Here is a 23,256-nt window from a genome sequence, read left to right on the forward strand (position 1 = left end):
ACTTTTTGCAAAACTGTCGTACATCCTTAGCGGTCGTACTTTAGAATGATAGTGCCTAGCGGGGGAAGACGTAAATTCACCGAACGGCTGCGGCCGTGCATCGGTACGGGCTTCGTTTCTAGATTTCCCTCATTGAGCACTCCGCTGCCCCAGAAGTCGGGGTGGTCGGTATTAAAAATTTCTTTCAAATGTCCCTTGTGCGGCATTCCTATACCATAACTTTCCCGCACAACCGGGGTAAGGTTCATCACCACGTAAAGATCATTCTGGGGTTGGTGCCCTTTACGGGCAAAACTAACTACGCAGTTTTGGTAGTCGCCAATATCAATCCACTCAAAGCCCGAAGGGTCAAACGGTTTTTCGTACAGAGCCGGTTCGGACTTGTACAGCTCGTTGAGTTGCTTAAACATCCACTGTAGTGAGCCGTGGGGCGTAAATTCATTAAGGTGCCAATCTAAACTCTGATCGTGTCGCCACTCTTGGGTTTGACCAAATTCGCCCCCCATAAACAGTAGCTTGGTACCAGGGTGAGCGTACATGTAGGCGTACAATGTGCGGAGGTTGGCAAACTTCTGCCACTCATCGCCGGGCATTTTATCAATGAGAGGGCCTTTGCCGTGTACTACTTCATCGTGAGAGAGCGGTAGCATAAAGTTCTCCGTGAAAGCATACATCATACTGAAAGTGATCATTCCTTGGTGGTACGATCGATAAACCGGATCTTGGGAAAAGTACTCCAAGGTATCGTGCATCCAACCCATCATCCACTTCATTTCAAAACCTAATCCCCCCACTGAAGTAGGTCGCGATACCATTGGCCAGGCCGTTGACTCTTCCGCAATGGTTTGCACCTCGGGGAACTCCGCATCTACCGCATCATTAAACTCCCGTAAAAACTGCAGAGCTTCCAAATTTTCTCGTCCGCCGTATTGATTTGGAATCCACTCTCCGCTCTCGCGGGAGTAGTCAAGATAAAGCATAGAAGCGACTGCATCTACCCGTAAGCCATCAATATGATATTCTTTCAGCCAGTACATCGCACTACTGATCAGGAATGCACGAACTTCGTTGCGACCGTAGTTAAAAATATAGCTGTTCCAATCCGGATGATACCCTTGGCGAGGATCTTCATGCTCAAACAAGTGGGTACCATCAAAATATGAAAGCCCGTGCTGGTCAGAAGGAAAATGGGATGGAACCCAATCCAGTATCACTCCAATCCCTGCCCAATGGAGTTTATCAACTAGATACTTAAAATCTTGAGGAGTGCCGTAGCGGCTGGAAGGGGCAAAAAAGCCAACCAGCTGATACCCCCAGGAGCCGTAAAACGGATGTTCCATTACGGGAAGAAACTCCACATGGGTGTAACCCATCCACGACAAATAGGTGGGTAGTTCTTCGGCCAAATCCCGGTAGGTTAGAAACATTTCACCGTCGTCTCCTTTACGCTTCCAAGAACCAAGGTGCATCTCGTACACCGACATGGGTTGGGGTTCGGAGGCCTTTTCCTTTCGAGCTACCATCCAGTCCTGATCCGACCATTCGTAGGTGCCATCCCACACTTTAGTGGCGGTATGAGGCGGAGTCTCCCAGTGAATAGCAAACGGATCACCCTTTTCTACGCTGTAGCCATTATGGCTAGATTCAATAAAATACTTATAGGTAACGCCCTGCTCAATACTCGGAATAAACGTTTCCCAGATACCGGAGCCATCCCAGCGCGGGTTCATTTTATTGGAATCATTGTTCCATCCGTTGAAATCACCAACTACTGACACCCTTTGGGCATTAGGAGCCCAAACTGCAAAGTATACCCCTTTAACTCCCTGGTATTCAATCAAGTGGGACCCAAGCTTCTCGTAAAGCGAATAATGATTTCCCTCCCGAAAAAGATGAATATCGAAATCGCTTAACAAGGAATAGGCGTCTGCGTCAGAGTCTGGCGCGCCTGCTGGGTTAGCATCGGTTGTAAGGTTAGTGTGGTCGTCATTCATCTTCATTACATTTTTGCATTACGTACTGAATACCCCGCATGGGAATAATAGTCCAGTTCGGGCGGTTATTGAGTTCGTAATTAAGTTCATAAACGGCTTTTTCCAGCAGGAAAGTTTGAATCAGCGTGTCAAAATCTTGCTGATTGTCGGGCAAAAAGTTGTGCCCCTGGGCTTTTTCAATGTAGGCGTGGATGTAAAAACCACTCATGTAGTGATACCACAACTCCGCCCAGCTTTCTAGGTAATCAGCATCACCACGCTTGAAGGCTTCATTTTCAAACAAGCCACTGTAGGCTGCGTAGTGAAACGAGCGAACCATTCCGGCTACGTCGCGCAAGGGCGAGCGTTTCAGTCGTCGCTCACTAAAGGTACGGGCGGGTTCTCCTTCAAAATCAATAATCACAAAATCTTTTCCCGTAAACAGTACTTGACCCAGATGATAATCACCGTGGGGTCGGATTTTGGTCGAGGTTATCTTACGCTGGTAAATACGTTGCATACATTTTAGTATGTCTTTACGCATTCCTTTTACTGTTTTTGCCTCGTCTTGCATCATGTCCGGCAGTACGCTCAACTTTTTATCCAGGCTTTGAAATGCAGACCGCACCAGCGATTGTAGCGAGGAATAGAGCGATCGTTGGTAGTGCAGGGAGAAATTCTCAGCATCAAAGTTGGGTTCATCGGGGTGAGAGGCCAGGGCAATGTGCATCTCGGCCGTTCTGGTGCCCAGTAGTGAAGCCCGCTCCGCCGGTATGCCGCTAAGCAGGGTTTTTAAATCTTCGGGAAGCTTCTCAAACGTAACTGGTTTAGTCAGCGATCCTCTTAGCGTCGGCACTTTCTGCGTTTTGTAGTCAATGCTCACCCGCTCAAAGTAGCGACTAATCACGTCTTTCATATACACCCAAGCATCGCCCTGATTTGGAATCATTTCCTGCATCATCGCCAGCACGAGTGGGTCTTTTTTATCGTCGATCACCGCAATACTGCCTGCGTACTGCGGTACATTTTCGAATTTTGCCTTCTCAGTTAAAAAGCGGGTAATCTCCAGATCGGGATTAATAATGTAATCTATTTTACGGTACAGCTTCAGGAAGTAGCGTTGAGAATAAATAATAGACGTGTTGCTCTGTTCAGCGTTCAGTACTTTAGAACTGATCTCTGGTTTCTCTTTTTTGAACCACTTTACTACCGAGGGCTCCGCTTTTAATGATAGTTCGGCACCATTTTCCTTCGCTTTTTTACCTTTCACCATTAGGCTAAACAATGTGTCTCGGAAGCTTTCATTGTATACCGCATCGTAGAGGTAACCATCTCTCTCACCAATAGTGGCCAGCCCAATAATTCCTTGCGAAGATTGCGCTCGGATGGCTTCACTCAGCCCTTCTTCTACAAAAGAGATGGGAAGTTGGTAGTATTCATCCAGCCCTTCGTTGTAGCTTACCTCAATAATAAGTATTAGCACACTCGGTGAAGCGGAGTTGACCGGAAGCTGGTAGACAATACTGACTCCTTGTATAGTACGGGCTTTTCCTCCAAACCAACGGCACTGCATTAGGTACGTGGGAAGAAAATCTTCCAGTGCCGTTCGGTACTTAGGTTTCTGTAAATCTTTCCAATCATTAGCCTTCAAAATGGTTGTAGGTGAAGACTCGTTGTGCTCTTCTAGAATCTCTTCCGGTGGCTCTAGCAAAAACCAATTGTATCCGTAGGGAGAAAGCGTGAATAAGTAAGGGTACTCCTTGATAGAAGGAAATCGGTTCTTGCTAAAAACCTCTTTGGGTATATAGTTTTGGTACTCCGCCAAATCTAATTCTACAGCCTGCGAAAAACGTGATAGATTCACCAGCACCAAAATGGTCTGATCTTCGTAAGTGCGGGTAAAGGCCAGCACTTTGGCATTTTCGGCCGGAAGGAAATTAATATCGCCCCGCCCAAATGCCTTATAATTTTTTCGCATACTGATGTGTCGCTTCATCCACCACAGTATGGAGTTTGGGTTGCGCTGCTGAAGCTCCACGTTCACAGCCTCATACTGATATTCTGGATCGAGGATCACCGGTAAATACAGTTGTTGGGGATTAGCTAGTGAGAAACCAGCGTTGCGGTCGGCACTCCACTGCATAGGAGTACGCACTCCATCCCGATCACCCAAATAAAAATTATCACCCATCCCAATTTCATCGCCGTAGTAAATAACTGGAGAGCCAGGTAGCGAAAACAGCAGATGATTCATGAGTTCAATCTTGCGGCGGTCGTTGTCCAGCAGCGGAGCCAGCCGATGGCGAATGCCTAAATTGATTTTCGCCAGCGGGTCTTTGGTGTACACTTTGTACATATAGTCCCGCTCTTCATCAGTCACCATCTCCAGGGTCAGCTCATCGTGGTTACGCAAGAAAATACCCCACTGGCAGGTTTCGGGTATTTCGGGGGTTTGATCGAGAATGTCGGTAATGGGGTAGCGATCTTCCATTCGCAGAGCCATGAACATCCGCGGCATAATCGGGAAGTGATAGTTCATATGGCACTCATCGCCATCTCCGAAGTAGGAAGCTGAATCTTCCGGCCACATATTGGCCTCAGCCAGCAGCAGTGTTCCTGGTTTTTTATTATCTACGTGCTTTCGCAGTTTCTTTAAAAAGTCGTGGGTAATGGGAAGGTTCTCGCAATTAGTACCTTCCCGCTCAAACAAATAAGGCACAGCATCCAGCCGGAATCCATCTACTCCCAGATCAATCCAGTAGTCTAGCACGTTGAATACTTCTTCTTGCACCAGCGAATTATCAAAGTTTAAATCAGGCTGGTGGGAATAGAACCGATGCCAGTAGTAGGCGTTAGCCACAGGGTCCCACGTCCAGTTGGAGGCTTCAAAATCTTGAAAGATAATTCGTACTTCGGAGTATTTTTCAGAATTATCGCTCCATACGTAGTAGTCTCGCTCGGGAGAACCGGGCTTAGCTCGCCGGGCCCGCTGAAACCAAGGGTGCTGATCGGAGGTGTGATTGATGACCAGCTCGGTAATCACTTTCAATCCCCGCTTATGTGCTTCCTTCAAGAACTTTTTAAAGTCTTTCAGCTTACCGTAAGAGGGATTGATGGAGTAGTAGTCTTTAATATCGTAGCCATCATCGCGCAAGGGAGATGGATAAAAAGGTAGCACCCAAATGGCCGTAACGCCCAAGTCCTGAAGATAATCCAGCTTTTCTAATAACCCACCAAAATCGCCAATCCCATCGCCATTGCTGTCCCGAAATGCCTTAATATGCAGTTCATAAATAATTGCATCTTTATACCAATGCAACTCATCATCTAGTTTGGTTAAGTTATCAGCCATAGATCAGTGATATGAAGAAGTAGTGTACGTAATATGCAGTTAATAATACAAAATTATTGGGTTCGCCATTAGTCCTGAATTACTTTAAAAACGTGAACCGGAATTTGGAACGGATTAAGTTCTACGTAGTTCCATTCTCCGTGCCACGTGTAATGCGCCCCACTAATCTGATCTTCCACCCGATAAGGCTTATTGAAATCCATTCCTAATTCATACATCGGCACCTTCAAATAAGCACTTTGTGTGTGGTAGGGGTCCATATTCACAACCATAAACATGGTATTTCCGGTAGCGGCATCCTTCTTTGCATACGCCAGTATCTGATCGTTTTGCACCTCGGCAAATAGTACATTTGCGGTGCTCTGCAATGCCGGATTATCTTTTCGTACTTGGTTAATGATGGTGATAATCTCCCGAATTCGGGTCTCCGCTTCCCAATCCCAGTGCTTGACTTCGTACTTTTCTGAATCGAGGTACTCCTCCTTTCCCGGGTAGGGAGTATTGATACCAAATTCGTATACTGGGCCGTACAAACCATAGTTAGAAGAAAGGGTAGCCGCCAGAACTAAGCGCATAATGTGCGCGGGCTCTCCGCCGTGTACCAAATCGGGCGTAAGAATATCGGGCGTATTCGGCCAGAAATTAGGGCGAAAATAGTTTCGCATTGGCCCCTGCGTAAGTTCCAGCACGTATTCCCGCAGCTCATGCGGGTTCTGTCGCCAAGTGAAGTAGGTATACGACTGATTAAATCCACTTTTTGCCAACCACTCCATAATGCGAGGGCGGGTAAACGCCTCGGCCAGAAAAATAATTTCAGGATTCTTGGTTCTGATTTCTTTGATACACCACTGCCAAAACCGAAACGATTTGGTATGTGGGTTATCAATACGAAAGATAGTCACTCCTTTATCTACCCAGTACTCAATAATACTCTTCAGTTCCTGCCAAAGATTCTGCCAGTCTTCGGTTTCAAAGTTGATCGGCAGAATGTCTTGGTACTTCTTAGGGGGATTCTCTGCATATTGCACTGTACCGTCTGGTCGCCACTTAAACCACTGTGGGTGCTCCTTCACGTAGGGATGATCGGGGGCACATTGAAAGGCAATATCCAGTGCCACCTCAATATTATGTTCACCCGCTGCCCAAATAAAATCTTGAAAATCTTTTAAGGTACCCAACTCAGGGTGAATAGACTTATGCCCTCCCTCATCAGAGCCAATAGCCCAACAAGAACCCGGATCGCCCGGATTCGCCGTAAGCGCATTATTTAACCCTTTGCGGTGCTTCTTGCCAATGGGGTGAATGGGTGGCAAATACACTACGTCAAACCCCATTTCAGCAACACGTGGCAGAATCGCCTTCGCGGTCTGAAAATTTCCGTGCTTGCCCCGCTCCCGCGAAGTAGAACGCGGGAAAAATTCGTACCAAGTACTGAACAAGGCCTTTTTTCGCTCTACTTCCACAGAAATAGCTGGAGCGTAGTGGCTGGCATTGCTCCGATCGTAGTATTTATCTACAAGCTGAGTTACCCCATCACTCAACGCCATAATAACACCTTCTTCGGCATCTAGTGTATTGCGAAGCCGACTGGCTATATCATTGAGTTGATGCTGATCTTGACCGTCGGCATGTTTGGCAACATCTTCTATCATTTCGGCTCCGATCAGTATCTCTACCGATATATCTTGCTTAGCCTCGTGCTTTTTACGCAGCCCGTGCTGCCAAGAAGCATAGTGATCAATATATCCTAGAACCGTAAACTCGTAAAACCCGGCAGATTCAGGAATGAACGTTGCCGACCAGCGGTCGTTCATAAACGGGTTCATCGGTACTTCTTGCCACCCTTGGTCTCCCTCTTTTCGAAATTGAACCAACGAACGAACTATATCGTGACTGTCGGCAAAAATGTCAGCCGTAACGTGTACCGCCTCACCCACCGATCGCTTTACCGGAAAGTAATTATCGTGTACCTGCGGGTCAACGTTGGTAATGATAACCCGCTGCTTGCCTTGAATACTATTTAATGAATTAAGAGACTTGTTTTTACTTTTGTTTTTCGGTTTGGTAGCTTTTGCAGTTGGCATGGTATTCATATGGTTTCAACTGCGAAAGTACAGCATTGTTATTGAAATAATTGGCTTGTGAGATACTTTTTTGTTTCAAAAAGTGTAGCAATTTCCCTCAGTGAGCACGAGCAAATTGGGCAATTTCCACCTCACTATTTAGATGCTGCGTTCAAAATTTCAGCATTTGGGCAGTTGGTTACAAAGTTGCAGCAAGCAAGTTGCCGGATTGCAGTATTCACTGCATGATTCAATTATAGATACTAAGCGAGGCGGGTTGGGTCCTGCTTCGCTAATTTTTTTTAGAAAATTCACTTTTTAAACATAACTATAATGCTCACTACTGGCAACCAAGAACCCCAGCCAATGGACGCAACCCACCAGGTGCAATTAACCATGGCCGAAACCAAGGAAATTATTTACCAACTACAAAACTCTATTGAGCATATGAATACGGCAGAAAATACCGCCCAGGAAGTGGGAAGTATTCAGGATGACAAGGTTCATATGCTAGAGCACATTATTCGGAAATTACAAGGTTTATGAAAACAGCAGAAAAACTAGCGGGGATGGGAGCCATCCCTACTTCAGAAGGAGTGGCTTTCCGGGTATGGGCTCCTAACGCCCAGGCGGTACGAGTAACTGGCATTTTTTGCGACTGGAATCAGGAAGGCCCATCATTAGAAGCCGAAGAAAATGGCTACTGGTACGCATTTGTCCCGAAAGCTAGCGTAGGTGATGAGTATAAATTTCTAATTCAATCCCCTCAAGATGATTGGCTGTATCGTAATGATCCCTACGCTCGTCAGCTTACTAACTCAGATGGTAATAGCATTATTTATGATTCCAGTCGGTTCAATTGGCAAGATGACTCTTTTGAACTTCCGCCCTGGAACCAGTGCATCATTTACGAGATGCACATTGGCACTTTCCACGTTACAGAAGAAGGGCAACCGGGCACCTTTGCTTCGGCAATAGAAAAATTACCTTATCTGAAAGATTTGGGAGTAAATGTAATCGAACTGATGCCCACGGCTGAGTTCCCCGGCGATTATTCCTGGGGCTACAATCCGGCTTACCCGTTTGCAGTAGAAGAAGCTTACGGTGGACCTAACGCACTAAAGGAACTGGTGAGAGCAGCCCACGAACATGGCATTGGTGTCATCTTAGACGTGGTGTACAATCATTTTGGCCCTACCGATATTGATCTATGGCGCTTTGATGGCTGGTCAGAGAATGACGGTGGAGGTATCTATTTTTATAATGACAATCGGGCGGATACGCCCTGGGGCAGCACTCGCCCTGACTACGGACGCGCCGAAGTACGCAACTATCTGCGCGATAACGCACTTATGTGGCTTGAAGATTTTAGGATGGATGGCCTACGGTTAGACGGAACCATGTTTATGCGTAGCCAAGACGGCGGATACAGCCACGTAGCCGATTTGGATATTCCTGAGGCTTGGGACTTCTTTCGGGATTTGAACAACGAAATAAGTACTAAGTATCCTAACAAACTAATTATCGCCGAAGACTTGCAGGATGAAGAAGCACTAACCAAACCTCATTTTGAAGGTGGGGCGGGGTTTGGCAGCCAATGGTGGGCTGGCTTTGTTCATCCTGTTCGCAAAGCGATCATCACGATGGATGATACCAACCGGGATATGGAAACAGTAGCTAACTGCGTAAATATTCCTACTGAACAGGCCTTCCGGCGGGTAATCTATACTGAGTCACACGATGAAGTAGCCAACGGTAAATCCCGGGTTGCCGAAGAGATTAAGCCGGGTGAGGCAGATAGCTTTTATTCTAAAAAACGCTCGACGCTAGGAGCCGGACTAGTCTTTACTGCTGCCGGAATTCCTATGATGTTTCAGGGGCAGGAGTTTCTGGAAGATCGCTACTTTAGCGATACCGAACCGTTGCAATGGGTAAAGCAAGATGTGTTTACCGGTATCACGCAGCTTTACCGCGACTTGATTACTCTCCGACTTAACCGCTTTGGTCATTCTAAAGGCTTAACCGGATCGAATACTCAGATTATCCACCTGAATAATGAAGGTAAGGTAATAGCTTACCAACGATGGGAAACAGGTGAGCCGGGCGACACGGTAATGGTTGTAGCCAATTTTTCCTCCGAGCATCATATTGGTTATACTATCGGAATGCCTAACTTGGGGTTATGGAAGGTGCGCTTTAACAGCGATTGGGAAGGGTACGATCGTGATTTTACCAATCAAAACTTGCCCTCGGTAGAAGGACAGGAGGGTGAGACCGACGGAATGCCCTGCTACGGATTGTTTGATCTACCGGCCTACACTATGTTGGTATTATCGCAGGATAGTTGATAGAATCTGCCTACGTACGATGCAGAAGGCGGATCTAAGTTAGGTCTGCCCTTATCTGCTCGGCTACAATGCGTGATGTTGGTCGGTCACCTACTACTGCTTGTAACTCAGTGTAGGCCTGAAACTGACTTTCTCGTTCTTCAGTTTCTACTAGCAGCTTCTTACTCCAAGATACAATATTTTCTACCGTGAAATCTTGCTGAATAAGTTCAGGCACTACTTCAGAGTCCATAATTAGATTGACTAGCGAAATGTACCGAACCCGAATCAAAGCCCGCGCAATACGGTAAGAAACTGTACTGGTTCGATATACCACCACCTGAGGAACGTTGAATAATGCCGTTTCTAGCGTAGCTGTACCCGAGGTAACAATCGCCAGATGAGCTTCCCTCAGCACTTGATAAGTTTCGTCGGTCACAATACTGATCTGAGGATGAGAACGTACCGGATCATAGAATGAAGATGGAAGGTTTCCGACTGCTGCTACCACAAAGTGAGTTTGAGGAAAATGAGGCACCGCTTCCAACAGTGTATTCAGCACGTTTTGAATTTCCTGCTTGCGACTTCCCGGAAGAAGTGCAATAATTGGCTCACAACCAAGTTGGTGCTTTTCGCGAAATGAGGGATCTGGCTCAAAATTTCGGATAGCATCTTTCAGCGGATTACCCACGTAGGTAGCATTTACGCCATATTTTTTAAAGAAGTCGGGTTCAAACGAAAGAATAGAAAATACTCGGTCAGTGTACTTCCTAAGTTTATGGGTGCGAGAAGCATTCCAAGCCCAGGTTTTAGGAGCGATGTAGTAGTATACGCGAAATTCTTGTTCTTTAGCAAAGCGCGCAATGCGGAGGTTGAAACCCGCGTAATCAATCAGAATAACCGCGTCTGGCTTATATTTGAGTATGTCCGCTTGACAAAACTTGAGGAAACCTCGAATAGTATGCAGATTCTTCAGCACTTCCCAAAAACCCATAAAAGCCAAATCGCGGTAGTGCTTTACCAAAATCCCACCAGCCTCTTCCATTGAATCTCCCCCCCAGCAGCGAATTTGCGCCTCGGAATCTAACTGACGAATCTCCCGAATTAGGTTACCCCCGTGTAAGTCGCCGGATCGCTCTCCCGCGACTATATAGTATTTCATAGGTTCAACATCAGTTCTGGCTGCTGTTGTGCTTCTGTTTTAGCGGTAGCTGGTTCCAACCCTTCGCCAAAGAATTCCACAAAATTGTTACGGGTCTCGAATAATCGAATGGAGTGTAATTCTCCGCGAGCGGTAATTTTAGCCACTTCGGGAGCAAGTATTTTCCAGAACTCTTCTACCAAGATCTCGCAACTGGCCATTTTACCCCGCATAAAATCTACGTCTACGTTGAGGTTTTTATGATCGACCTTTTCAATGATTGTGCTCTTAATTACCCGACTCAGCTTCTTCAGATCAACCACAAATCCAGTCTCGGGATCAGGCTTACCCTTCACCGTAACAATCATTTCGAAATTATGGCCGTGCCAATTCTCATTAGCGCAGGGTCCAAAGACTTCCTCGTTTCTCTCCCGACTCCAGCTAGGGTTATATAATTTGTGAGCTGCATTAAAGTGCTCTTTCCGACTTACGTAAATCATTTGTTTTCAATTGTTCGATTGCTAATTCGTTATTAGTCCACGGTCGATAGTCCATAGTCGACGGGCATTGGTTAATAGTTAATAGTCAACAGTCCATAGGCATTGAGTTACAGGCAGCTGTCGTACGGTTTAGCAGGTTAAAGTGTTTTGGTGTTAGCGTAGTTTGGTGTACGGGGTTTAGCTTTACCCATTGCTCTTTATCTACTGTACAGTGTCCCATACCAATTCATCATGATTCATCAGTCATTATTCATTATCAATTGTCTTCTGTACATTACTCATTGCCCATCGTTTTTTTCTTTTTTACAAATATAAACAATCTGTCTGCTATATTCAGTTCTTCAAAAGAATCGTAAAACCTGTCGATTATGATGGTAATTATGGAAGCCCAGTCATTACTGGGTAAAACGCTAGTTAAGAAACTAAACCATGAAAACTTTAACTATCTGGCCTTAGTGAGCGACGATGCATCCTTCACAAAGGAATGGCTGGAAGAGATTCAGTACTGGCATCAAGTTCCAACTTCAGCCTCGCTTAACTGGGTTCAGGAAAATGCCGAAGAGATAGAGTTTATCGTTGACTGCCGCCCTTTGGATACCCAACCTGAGCCTGCTCGCTTCGTTTCACTCTGGAATTTGGGGTACCAGCATCATATCCCGGTGATTGGAATTAGTCATTCAGAAGAGAAAGTACAGGAAATAATATCCACTGAGCCCGCCCCGTTTTTCTGGACAATACTATTAGTAGATGAGCTTCACGACCCCACTAAGGTGGGCAAACCGCTAGTAACCCGCGTAGCTGAAGCGATCTACCACTTCATTCGCCACCGTCAACATCCGGGTATCCGAACCCTTGAAGAAGCAGCGGTCTAGCGATCACCGAAGAACCAGCTCATTCAGAACGATTACTCCCTGTTGTTTCTGACGAATTTCTGCTAATTTTACCTCGAAATAATGAATAATGAGTAATGATTGATGACTAATAACTTCAATCAGTATTCATCAATCATTACTCATCCATCATTCATAATTACAAACATGGCAGATTATAACTTTCGGGAGATAGAAAATAAGTGGCAGCAGCACTGGCGGGATAATAATATTTACCAAGTTTCCGCAGACCCAACCCGCCCCAAGTACTACGTACTGGATATGTTTCCTTACCCTTCAGGGGCTGGATTACACGTAGGGCATCCGTTGGGCTATATCGCTTCCGACATTGTGAGTCGCTATAAGCGGTTAAAAGGGTTTAATGTGCTACACCCGATGGGCTTCGATTCCTTTGGATTACCCGCCGAGCAGTACGCCATCCAGACCGGGCAACACCCGGCAATTACTACTGCCCAAAATATTGAACGCTATAAAGAACAACTCGGCAACCTTGGATTCTCCTTCGATTGGAGCCGAGAGGTGCAAACCAGTTCACCCGACTTTTACCGCTGGACACAGTGGATTTTTATGCAACTATTCCAAAGTTGGTTCAATCAAAAAACCAATCAGGCAGAACCTATCGAGTCGCTCATTACTCAGTTTGAACAAAATGGTAACACTTCCGTAAACGCTGCCTGCGATGAGGATACCCTGGCCTTTACGGCCGAAGAATGGAGTAATTCCTCAGAAGCCGAACAGCAAAAAATGCTGTTGAACTATCGCCTGACTTACTTAGCCGATACAGTAGTAAATTGGTGCCCGGGTTTGGGAACCGTGCTGGCAAATGATGAGGTGAAAGACGGCTACTCTGAGCGGGGCGGCTACCCGGTTGAGCGTAAGAAGATGAAGCAGTGGATGATGCGAATTACCGCCTACGCCGACCGATTGCTAGACGGTTTGGAAACCATCGAGTGGACTGATTCTCTGAAAGAGATGCAGCGCAACTGGATTGGCCGTTCTACTGGCTGCGAACTAGACTTCAAAGTTCAGAGCGCTGGCATTACGCTAACTGCTTTCACTACGCGCCCTGATACCATTTTCGGCGTTACCTACATTACTTTAGCTCCCGAACACGAGCTGATTGGTGAGTTAACCACTCCTGAACAGCAAGAGGAAGTAGCTATCTACGTAGAAAAAGCGGTGAACCGCTCGGAGCGCGACCGGATGGCCGATGTAAAAACGGTTTCAGGAGCGTTTACCGGATCCTACGCTATCAACCCTATTTCTAACGAACCCGTACCCATTTGGATAGCCGACTACGTATTGGCCGGCTACGGTACCGGAGTAGTGATGGGCGTCCCCTCTTCTGACGACCGCGACTTTCGGTTCGCGAAGCACTTCGATCTACCCATTATCCACGTGATTGAAGGAACTGAGAACCTGGAGAATCCTACCGAGAAAAAACACGGAACCATTATCAATTCTGATTTCTTAAATGGAATGGATTCGCACGATGCTATTCAGGCGGCTATTGACAAAGCGGTGCAACTAAAATTAGGTGAGGCGAAAGTGAACTACCGAATGCGCGATGCGGTGTTTAGTCGTCAGCGTTACTGGGGCGAACCGGTTCCGGTCTACTTTAAAGACGATATTCCGCATTTGCTGGACGAAGAAGATTTACCGCTAGAGTTACCCGCCGTAGACGAATACAAACCTACCGAAGATGGCGAACCACCGCTCGGCCGAGCCAGCGACTGGCAGTATAAGAATCAGTACGGCTACGAACTGACGACCATGCCGGGTTGGGCGGGTTCTTCTTGGTACCATTTTCGCTACATGGATGCCCACAATGAAGAAGAATTTGTAAGTAAAGAAGCGCAAGCGTACTGGGGCAACGTAGATTTATACATCGGTGGAACCGAACACGCTACCGGCCATTTGCTCTACTCCCGCTTCTGGACTAAGTTTCTGCACGATCGAGGCTACGTCACCGTTGATGAACCCTACCAAAAGCTCATTAACCAGGGGATGATTCAGGGGCAATCCAGTATCGTTTACCGGGTTAAGGGAAAAAATGAGTTTGTTTCGCTAGGATTAAAAGATCAGTACGAAGTAATGCCCATGCATATAGACGTGTCCTTAGTTTCTAATAATGTATTAGATACCCAAGCATTTCAGCAGTGGCGAGACGATTTGAATGGTGCCCAGTTTATTCTGGAAGAAGGAAAATACCTCTGCGGTTCCGAAGTGGAGAAAATGTCTAAACGGCTGTTCAACGTAGTTAATCCGGACGATGTGGTAGAACAGTACGGTGCCGATACCTTACGGTTGTACGAAATGTTTTTAGGTCCACTGGAGCAATCCAAACCCTGGAACACTAACGGTATTGATGGAGTATTCAAGTTTTTGCGAAAGCTCTGGCGATTATTTCACGATGGGTCGGGTAACTTCTCGGTGAGCGAAGCGGAGCCTACTTCCGAAGAATTAAAAGTACTGCATCGAGCAATTAAGAAAACGCAGGAAGATATTGAGAACTATTCTTTCAATACGACAGTCAGCAGCTTTATGATCTGCGTGAACGAATTAACCTCACTAAAGTGCAACAAACGATCAGTGCTGACTGACTTGGTTGTAATCTTGTCTCCGTTTGCCCCCCACATTGCCGAAGAACTGTGGCATTTGTTAGGAAACGTAGACAGTGTGACCCAGACCAACTTTCCCAATTACAACGAAGAATATCTGATTGAAAATGTTCACGAGTATCCAATTTCAATCAACGGAAAAGTGCGAACCAAGCTAAATTTTGCCCTGGACATGTCGAAGGAGAATATTGAGCAGGCCGTTTTACAGGACGAAACCGTACACCGCTGGCTAGACGGGAAATCACCCAAGCGAGTAATTGTGGTTCCTAAACGAATTGTGAATATTGTAATTTGATTACTGCGGCTCTTCGTCCACAATCATCGGAGTGTTTACCGAATCAGCCGGAGCCATCATGGGGTCGCCTGAATTGAGTGGGTCAACGTAGGCCGAATCTTGCGACTGAGGTTCACCGGGCGGAAATATGGTCACCATCTCAATGGTTTTGATAGAATTGTACTTTTTAGGATAGCTCACCTCGGACATAATTCCGTAGCGACTCTTATCAGTCACAAACTCCTTGGGAGCATAAGCCGTGGTATCACCCTCAAATAAGGAAAAGTGCGTAATACGTACGCTATCATCCAAAATAAAGCTACTCTGGAAAGCCGGACAAATCATTCCTCGATGGCAAGCCGATAGCGCTAATAGAATAAATACGTACTTCGTGGTATACTTAATAATACTCATCGCTACGGGTGAGAGCGGTTGCTCATTCTTTCCTTTGCAAATATTCGGCTTTGATTTGCACTAAACATGAAAAAAGTTATACAAAACTTACTTTGTTGTATTTTTCCATAATTAAGCGTAACTATTTATTCTATAACTGCTAAATCATTGTATTATTTCTGCTTCTCAGGTAAAGGAGCGTACATTTCTGGAGGGTCGCCCAAAAACATTGCCCCAGTAACGCGGTCAGTATTGTCGTACCTTCGGCGAAAATGCGGAGGAAAATCGTTAGTTTCTTTCATCCACTGCTGTAAAGCACCATAGTGCTCTCGGATAATCGGTCGATATTCGGATCGAAAAGCCAAATTATTCAACTCAAAAGGGTCGTTAATTACATCATAAAGCTCAATAGCGGGTCGGGGCACTTGAAAAACTAGGGATTGCACTTCATTTAGTTCGCCTTTTTCTTTTAGTCTCAGTAATGATTGATGAGATGGACTACCAGCTAAATCCGCTGCTGTGCCGTGCGGAAGTTCAATATAGCTATTCACAATCAGCTTAAAACTGTCGCTACGAACGCTTCGCATATGTTCATCGCAATCATGCCAGTTGCGCTCACCGTAAACGTATTCGTCAGCCACTGAATTTCCTTCAGTAAACAAAGACGCCATGCTTTCGGCAAACATTTTTTGGGGCTTATCAACTCCAGCTATATCAAGAACTGTGGGAGCTAATCGTAAAGTTGTAAGTAAATTACTATTTACACGGGCTTCAGCTATTCGGGCGGGCCAATTGACAATAAATGGTGTCTTTATTCCTTCGTCGTATAATGTGCCTTTGGCCCGGGTAAAAGGTTTGCCGTTATCACTCATAAAAATTACCACGGTATTCTCCCGTCTACTACGATCTTCCAGTAAAGCCAGTGAAGCCCCAATTACGCTATCCATTCGGTTAATTTCATCGTAGTACATTGCCAAATCCTGCCGGGTTTCGGGAGTATCGGCTAAGTAAGGCGGCACTACTACCTCTTCAAGATCGTGCGGATTAGCGATGGTGTTCGGTTGATAGCTACGGTGAGGATCAAAAAAAGCAAACCAGGCGAAAATGGGTTGTTCACCGGCATTATCCAGCGCAGTGGCTAAATCTTGCCCCCGAGGATTCTCCTTACCCGCATTAAAATAATCAAATTGGGCGGTAGCCTCTTTGCCAATGTGGGATTTCCCTAGCAAAGCAGTGTAGTAACCTGCTTCGCCCAGATGATGCGCCACCGTTTTCTCGCTAACGTCTAGTGGAGTATGCAAGTCTTCGGTACGCAGCGTGTGGGCAAACTGACCGGTTAGTAAGCTGGTACGAGTCGGGCTACACTGAGGCGTGGGCAGAAATACATTCGTAAACCGAATGCCATCGGCTGCTAATTGATCAATATTGGGCGTTCGAATAGCCGGATTACCATAACAGCCGAAGTCGCGCCACCCGGCATCGTCAGCAATAAAAACGACAATATTAGGCTTATCCGACCCAGTTTGAGCAAACACAGCCTGATTGAACCATAAGCAGGCAATAAAACTAAGAAGCGTTCTCATAAAAATTGAAGATTGAAAAATTGCAAATGAAGAATTGCACAAAGGGCAATCAGTAATTTGCAATTTTTTAATTTGTAATAAGGTTGTCGGCTTCCGAGATACAAAACATTTCCTAGTTTCACAAGTTGGATTTTCTGATTATGAAGCAGTTTGCCGACCTATTTGTTCAGCTCGATCAGACCAATAAAACCAACGATAAAGTTGCTTTATTACGGGAGTATTTCGCTACGGCCCCGGATCGGGATAAGCTTTGGACGATTGCCTTTTTCAGCCATAAACGTCCTAAGCGACCGGTAAACTCTACGTTACTAAAAACCTGGACGATGGAATTAGCGGGTTTACCGGAGTGGCTCTTCCGGGAATCGTACTCTTTTGTAGGCGATTTGGCGGAGACCATTTCACTACTACTGCCCCCTCCTACCCAAACCCAAGATCAGCCCCTAGCCTACTGGATTGATTATTTGCAAGGATTGGCTAAACTAGAGGAAGATGAGAAAAAAGCACGAGTAATTGCCGCTTGGCAGCAGATGACCCAGCCCGAAAAGTTTGTATTCACTAAACTGATGACCAGCAGCTTCCGCATCGGAATTTCGCAAGCCCTGGCTATTCGGGCGTTAGCCGAACAAGCTAATCTGGATAAAACCATAGTGGCTCACCGACTGATGGGCGACTGGAACCCCAATAAAGTCTCGTTTGATTCGCTGGTGCTGGAAGAAAGCCGGGAAGACAACCTCTCTCGCCCCTACCCTTTCTTTCTGGCGCATCCGGTGACTACCGACGAGGTAGAAGATTTAGGTTCGGTAGATGAGTGGCAAGTGGAATGGAAGTGGGACGGCATTCGGGCGCAGGTAGTAGTGCGAGAAGAGAATCACTACGTATGGTCGAGAGGAGAAGAGCTAGTCACCGATAAGTTTCCGGAACTGGCTGGGTTTGCGCTGGATTTACCTTCGGGAACCGTTATTGACGGCGAAATACTTCCTTATGCTGAGGGGCAGATTTTACCATTCGCGGTGCTGCAAACCCGTATCGGACGAAAAAATGTCTCCAAAGCAATACTAAAAAAGGCTCCAGTGGTGCTGAAAGCCTACGACTTGCTGGAGTGGGAAGGCAAGGATATTCGGGATTGGCCCATAACGGAGAGACGGAAAAAATTAGAAGAAATTCATCAGGCAGTTCGCGAACAAGCTTCGTACTTTTTGCTGTCGGATACCGTGGAAGCCGATAGTTGGGAGGCTTTAGCATCCATTCGGAAACAATCACGTTCGTTGATGGCGGAAGGCTTTATGCTGAAGCGAAAAGATAGCCCGTACCGAGTAGGACGCAAACGTGGCGACTGGTGGAAGTGGAAAGTTGACCCGCTGACCATCGATGGCGTGCTAATTAACGCTCAACGAGGTACCGGTCGCCGATCGGGTTTGTACTCTGATTATACCTTTGCGGTATGGGACGAATCCGACGGGCAACGCCGCCTGGTTCCGTTCACCAAAGCTTACTCAGGATTGACCGACGAAGAAATGCGAAAGGTAGATGCCTTTGTGAAGCGAAATACCAAGGAAAAGTTCGGCCCAGTGCGTTCAGTCACACCCGAGCTAGTCTTTGAAATCGCGTTTGAGGGAATTCAGAAATCATCGCGGCACAAATCAGGGGTAGCGTTGCGGTTTCCGCGCATTTTGCGGCAACGGCACGACAAACCGGCAGAGGAAGCCAATACACTGGTAGAACTCCAGGAATTGCTAAATTTATACGGCAATCAGTGATTGAGCTACGTTTACCCAGCCCTGCGGTCCCACTCCTGTTACTTTCTGAATACGCTCATCATCGGTAGCCAACCAAGTTTTATCCGGTTTCTGAACTAAGTAGCCAACGTCAACTGCTCGCAACAGCGGTAAGTCATTAGCTGAATCACCCAGACCAATCGTATGTACCTCACCAAACTCCTGCTTGAATAACTCGGTGAGCACTTGAACCGCTTTGCCTTTATCACTACCCTGCCCCATCACGGTATGAAACTTTCCACCCGATACGCAAGATAACCCTCGTGAAGACAGCACATCTTGGAATTGGCGAAAACCTTCACCCGATTTGTCGCCTGTCAACAAAGTTTCCGAAAAATCGCGCGTGGCCGCCCGCTGGGCAAATTCCTTATCGAGCTGAATGATTTCTTGTATCTCTGCCAGAGATAAATCGGCGTAACCCCATAATTGAACATCTATTTCCTGTCTCGCCTGCTCAATTCCAGCTCTCACTGTTGAGAATTTCTCTCCCAAGACAATAACTTCGAAATCACTTTCTAGTACTACCTGATGTTGCGCTGATAATTTATCGGCTACGCTGAATGAAAAATACCCTTCGGGAACAAAAATAGCACTTCCATTTTCTACAATAAACGGATCAGCATTGTGCAGAGCTTTTCGGTAGTGTTGTTGCTCGGCTTTGGTTTTAGAAGAGCAAAACACCACCGGAATCTTCCCCTGACGCAGTTGATGAACTAGTGGTTCAACCGTCTGGTAAGAATAATCTTGAAAATTCAGTAGCGTGCCGTCCAGGTCTGTAAAGACAACCGTTTTCATCTTATTTCATCTCCAGTATTTTGTTCTGATCAGGCGGAAGCTCACCAGTATCCACAATTTTTTCTCGCATAAGCCCGGGAGTTTCATTGCTCACTTTCTTCACTGCAGTAGCCTTCAAATACTTAGCGTATTCATGGTTTTCTAAGGTTTTAGCAAACTTTTTCAGATCAGCATTGCAGATAGCCGGATAGTACGATAAGGTTTCGGGTAGCTTTTCACCGTCTTTAAGAAGCTTACGGTTGTACAAATCATTTAAGATTTCCTTTTTCAGCGACTCGGGGCAAATAGGTGAGCGATAAATTACTTCCATAGCGGCCCGGCTCATATCTTGTACGTGAACATCGCCCTTCACTTCGTGCAGGTGCGGATTACGCGATTCAATCTGGAAGAGTTCAATTCGGTTCTTCATCACATCCTTTTCAGGATTCCCAACAATGCCTCCGAAGCGTTCTAGCATGTTAATGTAGTGGTACGGCTCAATAGAATAGCCTGACGAAAAGTCTAGTTTAGCGGCTAAATCCATGGACATAGCGTGCTCTCCGGCGTTTCCGGTCTTGATAATTTCGGTACCATAGCCAGTATACTGACTGATTAAAGAATTGAGAATGCGGTTGGTGTATTCGGAAGCCCTGCCCCGTTTGGCGAAAAATAAGTTAGACTGCACAATTTTAGGTTTACTATGCCAGGAGATACGCACCATAGAGTAGCGCGATTTTGCTAATAAAAACCCAGCGCAGTATTCCTTTACATACTCTAGTACTGCCCCCGGAAAGAAGTTGTCGGAGTCAATAAACCCAATGTATTTTCGCCCAGTGAGGTTAGCCAGAATCGTGCCCAGAATCATGCCCTCGGCCTTACCATTCATTACCTTATTTTCCTTATCAAGAATATACTTGTAACCCGAAGCAATACAGGCTTTGGCTAGCAGCGGATCTTTCTGATGAACCACCAGGATTTTTTTATTCATGAACCGGGCGGCATGTTCAATAGCATCCTTCTCAATATAGAAGCGATCAATCGGTTCGCGGGGGCTATTAGAAACCACAATGGTGAGGCAGTCATTAGGGATACCGCAGAGTACTCCTTCAATAAGCTTTATTCGCTCTTCCATTACTGGCACTACAATTACCATCTGCTGTTCAATAGCATTAACAGATTCGTAAGATAGGCGAACAATTGTTGAGTTTTCTTTCCCTTCGTTTTTGGCAAGCTTTAGTCCAGCATCCAGTTCGTACACTTTTTGCACATCATGAAACATAATTGGGCCAAAACGCTCAACCTCGCGGGGTATTTCAATTCTCATATTTTCTAGGTAAGGGTGAGACGTGAAAATAGTCAATTCTTTCCTAACTGGTCAACTTCTGAGAAGAATTAACAAAACAGTAATCCTCCGAAGATACCATTTCCCTTATTCACATTCTCCCGAAGTATATTCGGTAATTCCGAAGCTTTCGGCTACGCAGTCGTTACCGTATGTTTTACCATTGCATCCGCAAACTGGTCGATACACATCGTAGCAGGCTCCGCTACCATCTTTTGTTTCTTGGCAAAAGCGATCTTCCTCTTCGCAGGAGAGAAAATGAATAGAAAGCAGCAGCAAAAGTGCTATTTTTTTCATGGTACTATTTTACTCTACCAGACCAAGAAACGCCATGAATGGTTGTAATCTTTCGGAGCTGGTCAGGAGAATCCAAACGGGTTAGGGGTAAAACATAGGACAAATACCACCAGCGCAATCCAACCCAAAATTTTACGAGTAAGCGACAGTGGCTCATTTACAAAAGTCACCGGATGGTATATACCCAACACTCGCCCGATGAGAAAAGCAAAGACTAGCCAGCCGAAATATCCCTGCACATTGAAGTACGAGGAAATAAAAAACTGAGCGGTAAATACGGCTACCGCCACCATTAAGTTCGTCTGGATTGAGCGGGTAAGTCGGGAAAACATGAGATATAAAAACCCAATATAGAGCGGTATCTCCCACATCAGCACATCAGAAGAAGCCGCTAGTGTCACGGTACCTAAACCGGAGTAAAACACGAAAGCGGTAAATAGCCCGGCTGATACTTTACGATGTAATCGGCTACCAATCAGACCGTAGAGAATGTGCCCCCCGTCGAGTTGCCCGATCGGAATTAGGTTGAGTGCTGTAAAAAATAGAGCCAAATATCCGGCAAAAATCCAGGGGTAATGAATAATCTCGTAGGCATTGGGCACCCAATCATCTTCCGGGGCTACGTACTCCTCAAAAAATGTCATCAACAGATTGCTACCTAATGCAAACGTGGCATCACTCGAGCCAAACCGCATAGTATCTGGCCAAAACGTAGGAGCCGACCCAAACTGCCGCTCGTAATCTTCAGTCAGAAAAAAAGTGTCTTTTTGGTAAACAACCTCTTCAAAATTATCACCGAAGTACTGATACTCAGGATGAATTTCATAAATATAATCCTTCGGTGGTAGATGCGTGAAGCCGTAAAATAATACAGCCAGAGCGGCTACAAATCCGGCGAGTGGTCCAGCAATACCAATATCAAAAAACTGCTTACGGGAATTGATATGGTCTTTGATGCGAATAACAGCCCCCATTGTGCCAATAGAAGGTATGCCGACCAGCCCAATCCAACCTAAAAAACCAAACCAGAGGGGAATGTAGTAAGGCAATGTGACTTTTACTTTATGCCACTTCGCAGTAAAATAATGCCCAAATTCATGAATAGTGAGCACTCCCAGAAACGGTACCGAAAAGGCGAAACCTTTCACAAACCATTCCCAGGTAATTGGGTTTTGGTCGAAGCCTACAAAACGCATGAATTGCCACTCAGCACCCGCAAAAGTGGTAGTGGTCAGTGTAATTAGAAACAGCAGCAAATGGATTCCCCAGCGACGATAGCGTTCTCTCATGGATTAGCGAAGAATGAAAGTATATCCTGTTCGGGAGTGATTTGAAAAGTACGGATACCAACCTCCTGAGCCGCTACCAGATTTTCTGTTTTATCATCAAGAAAAAGCGTTTCCTCTGGTATAAGTTGACCATCGTTTAGCACGTATTCATAAATTTCGCGCTCAGGCTTTCGCATTTTTACTTCATGAGAGAAATATACTTTCTCGAAAAAGGCATTGATAGATGACTGACCGCTTACGTTCTCTACAATTTGATTAAAAGCCGGAACATGAATAGCATTGGTATTGCTCAGCACGAATAAGCGATATTTTTCGGATAGGCTCTGTAGTAACTCCAGCCGGGCCGGAGGAATATCCAGCAGCATATTGTTCCAAATTTCATCAATCTGCTCGTCAGACAAATCTGTATTGCCCGTCATCTCCCGAATACCTGTCCGGAATTCCTTACTGCTGATAGTTCCTTTCTCATAGTCCAGAAACAAATCTACTTCATCCACTGTATTTTGCGACCAGTTGGTATACTGACTTAAAGCCAAAAAGCCATCAAAAGTAGCTTTAGTATCCAAGTTGATAATTACTCCGCCCAGATCAAAGATAATATTCTCGATTGTTGATAAATCCATGCGGGCAAAGATGATGGGAAATTGTGGCTTTGCCAAACC

The 23,256-nt window shown here is 45.8% G+C and carries 16 protein-coding genes and 1 pseudogene; 5 read left to right on the forward strand and 12 right to left on the reverse strand.

The window, feature by feature from the left end; translation table 11 throughout:
- Positions 1–26: 26 nt before the first annotated feature.
- The 3 genes from glgB to P0M28_RS29665 all read right to left on the reverse strand — a co-directional run bounded on the left by glgB (position 27) and on the right by P0M28_RS29665 (position 7,409).
- Positions 27–1,994 carry a 1,4-alpha-glucan branching protein GlgB gene (gene glgB / locus P0M28_RS29655; protein WP_302207135.1) on the reverse strand — a complete coding sequence of 656 codons (1,968 nt, stop codon included), beginning with the start codon at positions 1,992–1,994 and terminating at the stop codon, positions 27–29.
- Complete coding sequence (gene treS, locus P0M28_RS29660) at positions 1,987–5,325, reverse strand: maltose alpha-D-glucosyltransferase (protein ID WP_302207136.1); 3,339 nt, start codon at positions 5,323–5,325, stop codon at positions 1,987–1,989. Before treS ends, glgB begins: the two co-directional genes overlap by 8 nt.
- A gap of 68 nt (positions 5,326–5,393) precedes the next feature.
- Entirely contained in the window at positions 5,394–7,409 is a 2,016-nt protein-coding gene (locus P0M28_RS29665) for an alpha-1,4-glucan--maltose-1-phosphate maltosyltransferase (RefSeq protein WP_302207137.1), read from the reverse strand.
- A 312-nt stretch (positions 7,410–7,721) separates the two neighbouring features.
- On the opposite strand from P0M28_RS29665, the gene P0M28_RS29670 reads away from it, so the two are divergent.
- Positions 7,722–7,934, forward strand: a complete 213-nt coding sequence (locus P0M28_RS29670) for a hypothetical protein (RefSeq protein ID WP_302207138.1) — start codon at positions 7,722–7,724, stop codon at positions 7,932–7,934.
- The gene (locus P0M28_RS29675) at positions 7,931–9,736 is read left to right on the forward strand and encodes an alpha-amylase family glycosyl hydrolase (RefSeq protein WP_302207139.1); all 1,806 of its coding nucleotides are present in this window, start codon (positions 7,931–7,933) and stop codon (positions 9,734–9,736) included. The genes P0M28_RS29670 and P0M28_RS29675 overlap by 4 nt, the downstream gene beginning before the upstream one ends.
- 34 nt (positions 9,737–9,770) lie before the next feature.
- Here P0M28_RS29675 and lpxB read toward each other — a convergent pair whose 3' ends face one another.
- Positions 9,771–10,877: a lipid-A-disaccharide synthase gene (gene lpxB / locus P0M28_RS29680; protein WP_302207140.1), complete on the reverse strand. Its 1,107-nt coding sequence runs from the start codon at positions 10,875–10,877 to the stop codon at positions 9,771–9,773.
- A 62-nt stretch (positions 10,878–10,939) separates the two neighbouring features.
- Positions 10,940–11,356: pseudogene (locus P0M28_RS29685) on the reverse strand (6-pyruvoyl trahydropterin synthase family protein); the annotation flags it as partial.
- 368 nt (positions 11,357–11,724) lie between these two features.
- On the opposite strand from P0M28_RS29685, the gene P0M28_RS29690 reads away from it, so the two are divergent.
- Together P0M28_RS29690 and leuS are read left to right on the forward strand one after the other, a co-directional pair.
- Positions 11,725–12,228: a hypothetical protein gene (locus tag P0M28_RS29690; RefSeq protein WP_302207141.1), complete on the forward strand. Its 504-nt coding sequence runs from the start codon at positions 11,725–11,727 to the stop codon at positions 12,226–12,228.
- A gap of 165 nt (positions 12,229–12,393) precedes the next feature.
- The gene (gene leuS / locus P0M28_RS29695) at positions 12,394–15,162 is read left to right on the forward strand and encodes a leucine--tRNA ligase (RefSeq protein ID WP_302207142.1); all 2,769 of its coding nucleotides are present in this window, start codon (positions 12,394–12,396) and stop codon (positions 15,160–15,162) included.
- Here the strand turns inward: leuS and P0M28_RS29700 are convergent, their stop codons facing one another.
- Together P0M28_RS29700 and P0M28_RS29705 are read right to left on the reverse strand one after the other, a co-directional pair.
- A complete protein-coding gene (locus P0M28_RS29700) occupies positions 15,163–15,555 on the reverse strand; it encodes a hypothetical protein (protein WP_302207143.1) in 393 nt (130 codons plus the stop codon).
- 152 nt (positions 15,556–15,707) lie between these two features.
- Positions 15,708–17,117, reverse strand: coding sequence for a sulfatase family protein (locus P0M28_RS29705; protein WP_302207144.1), 1,410 nt, complete (start codon positions 17,115–17,117; stop codon positions 15,708–15,710).
- 140 nt (positions 17,118–17,257) lie between these two features.
- Between P0M28_RS29705 and P0M28_RS29710 the strand changes: the two genes are divergently transcribed.
- On the forward strand, positions 17,258–18,874 hold the full coding sequence (locus P0M28_RS29710) for an ATP-dependent DNA ligase (RefSeq protein ID WP_302207145.1): 1,617 nt from the start codon (positions 17,258–17,260) through the stop codon (positions 18,872–18,874).
- On the opposite strand, the gene P0M28_RS29715 is transcribed toward P0M28_RS29710, so the two are convergent.
- The 5 genes from P0M28_RS29715 to P0M28_RS29735 all read right to left on the reverse strand — a co-directional run bounded on the left by P0M28_RS29715 (position 18,857) and on the right by P0M28_RS29735 (position 23,253).
- The gene (locus P0M28_RS29715) at positions 18,857–19,687 is read right to left on the reverse strand and encodes an HAD-IIB family hydrolase (RefSeq protein WP_302207146.1); all 831 of its coding nucleotides are present in this window, start codon (positions 19,685–19,687) and stop codon (positions 18,857–18,859) included. The genes P0M28_RS29710 and P0M28_RS29715 overlap by 18 nt on opposite strands.
- Before the next feature lies 1 nt (position 19,688).
- Entirely contained in the window at positions 19,689–20,990 is a 1,302-nt protein-coding gene (mpgS, locus tag P0M28_RS29720; protein ID WP_302207147.1) for a mannosyl-3-phosphoglycerate synthase, read from the reverse strand.
- A gap of 105 nt (positions 20,991–21,095) precedes the next feature.
- On the reverse strand, positions 21,096–21,305 hold the full coding sequence (locus P0M28_RS29725) for a Kazal-type serine protease inhibitor family protein (protein WP_302207148.1): 210 nt from the start codon (positions 21,303–21,305) through the stop codon (positions 21,096–21,098).
- A 62-nt stretch (positions 21,306–21,367) separates the two neighbouring features.
- Positions 21,368–22,594: a site-2 protease family protein gene (locus P0M28_RS29730; RefSeq protein ID WP_302207149.1), complete on the reverse strand. Its 1,227-nt coding sequence runs from the start codon at positions 22,592–22,594 to the stop codon at positions 21,368–21,370.
- Entirely contained in the window at positions 22,591–23,253 is a 663-nt protein-coding gene (locus tag P0M28_RS29735; RefSeq protein WP_302207150.1) for an HAD family hydrolase, read from the reverse strand. The genes P0M28_RS29730 and P0M28_RS29735 overlap by 4 nt, the downstream gene beginning before the upstream one ends.
- Between the last annotated feature and the right edge of the window lie 3 nt (positions 23,254–23,256).

It is taken from the genome of Tunicatimonas pelagia, assembly GCF_030506325.1.
Taxonomy (GTDB): domain Bacteria; phylum Bacteroidota; class Bacteroidia; order Cytophagales; family Cyclobacteriaceae; genus Tunicatimonas; species Tunicatimonas pelagia.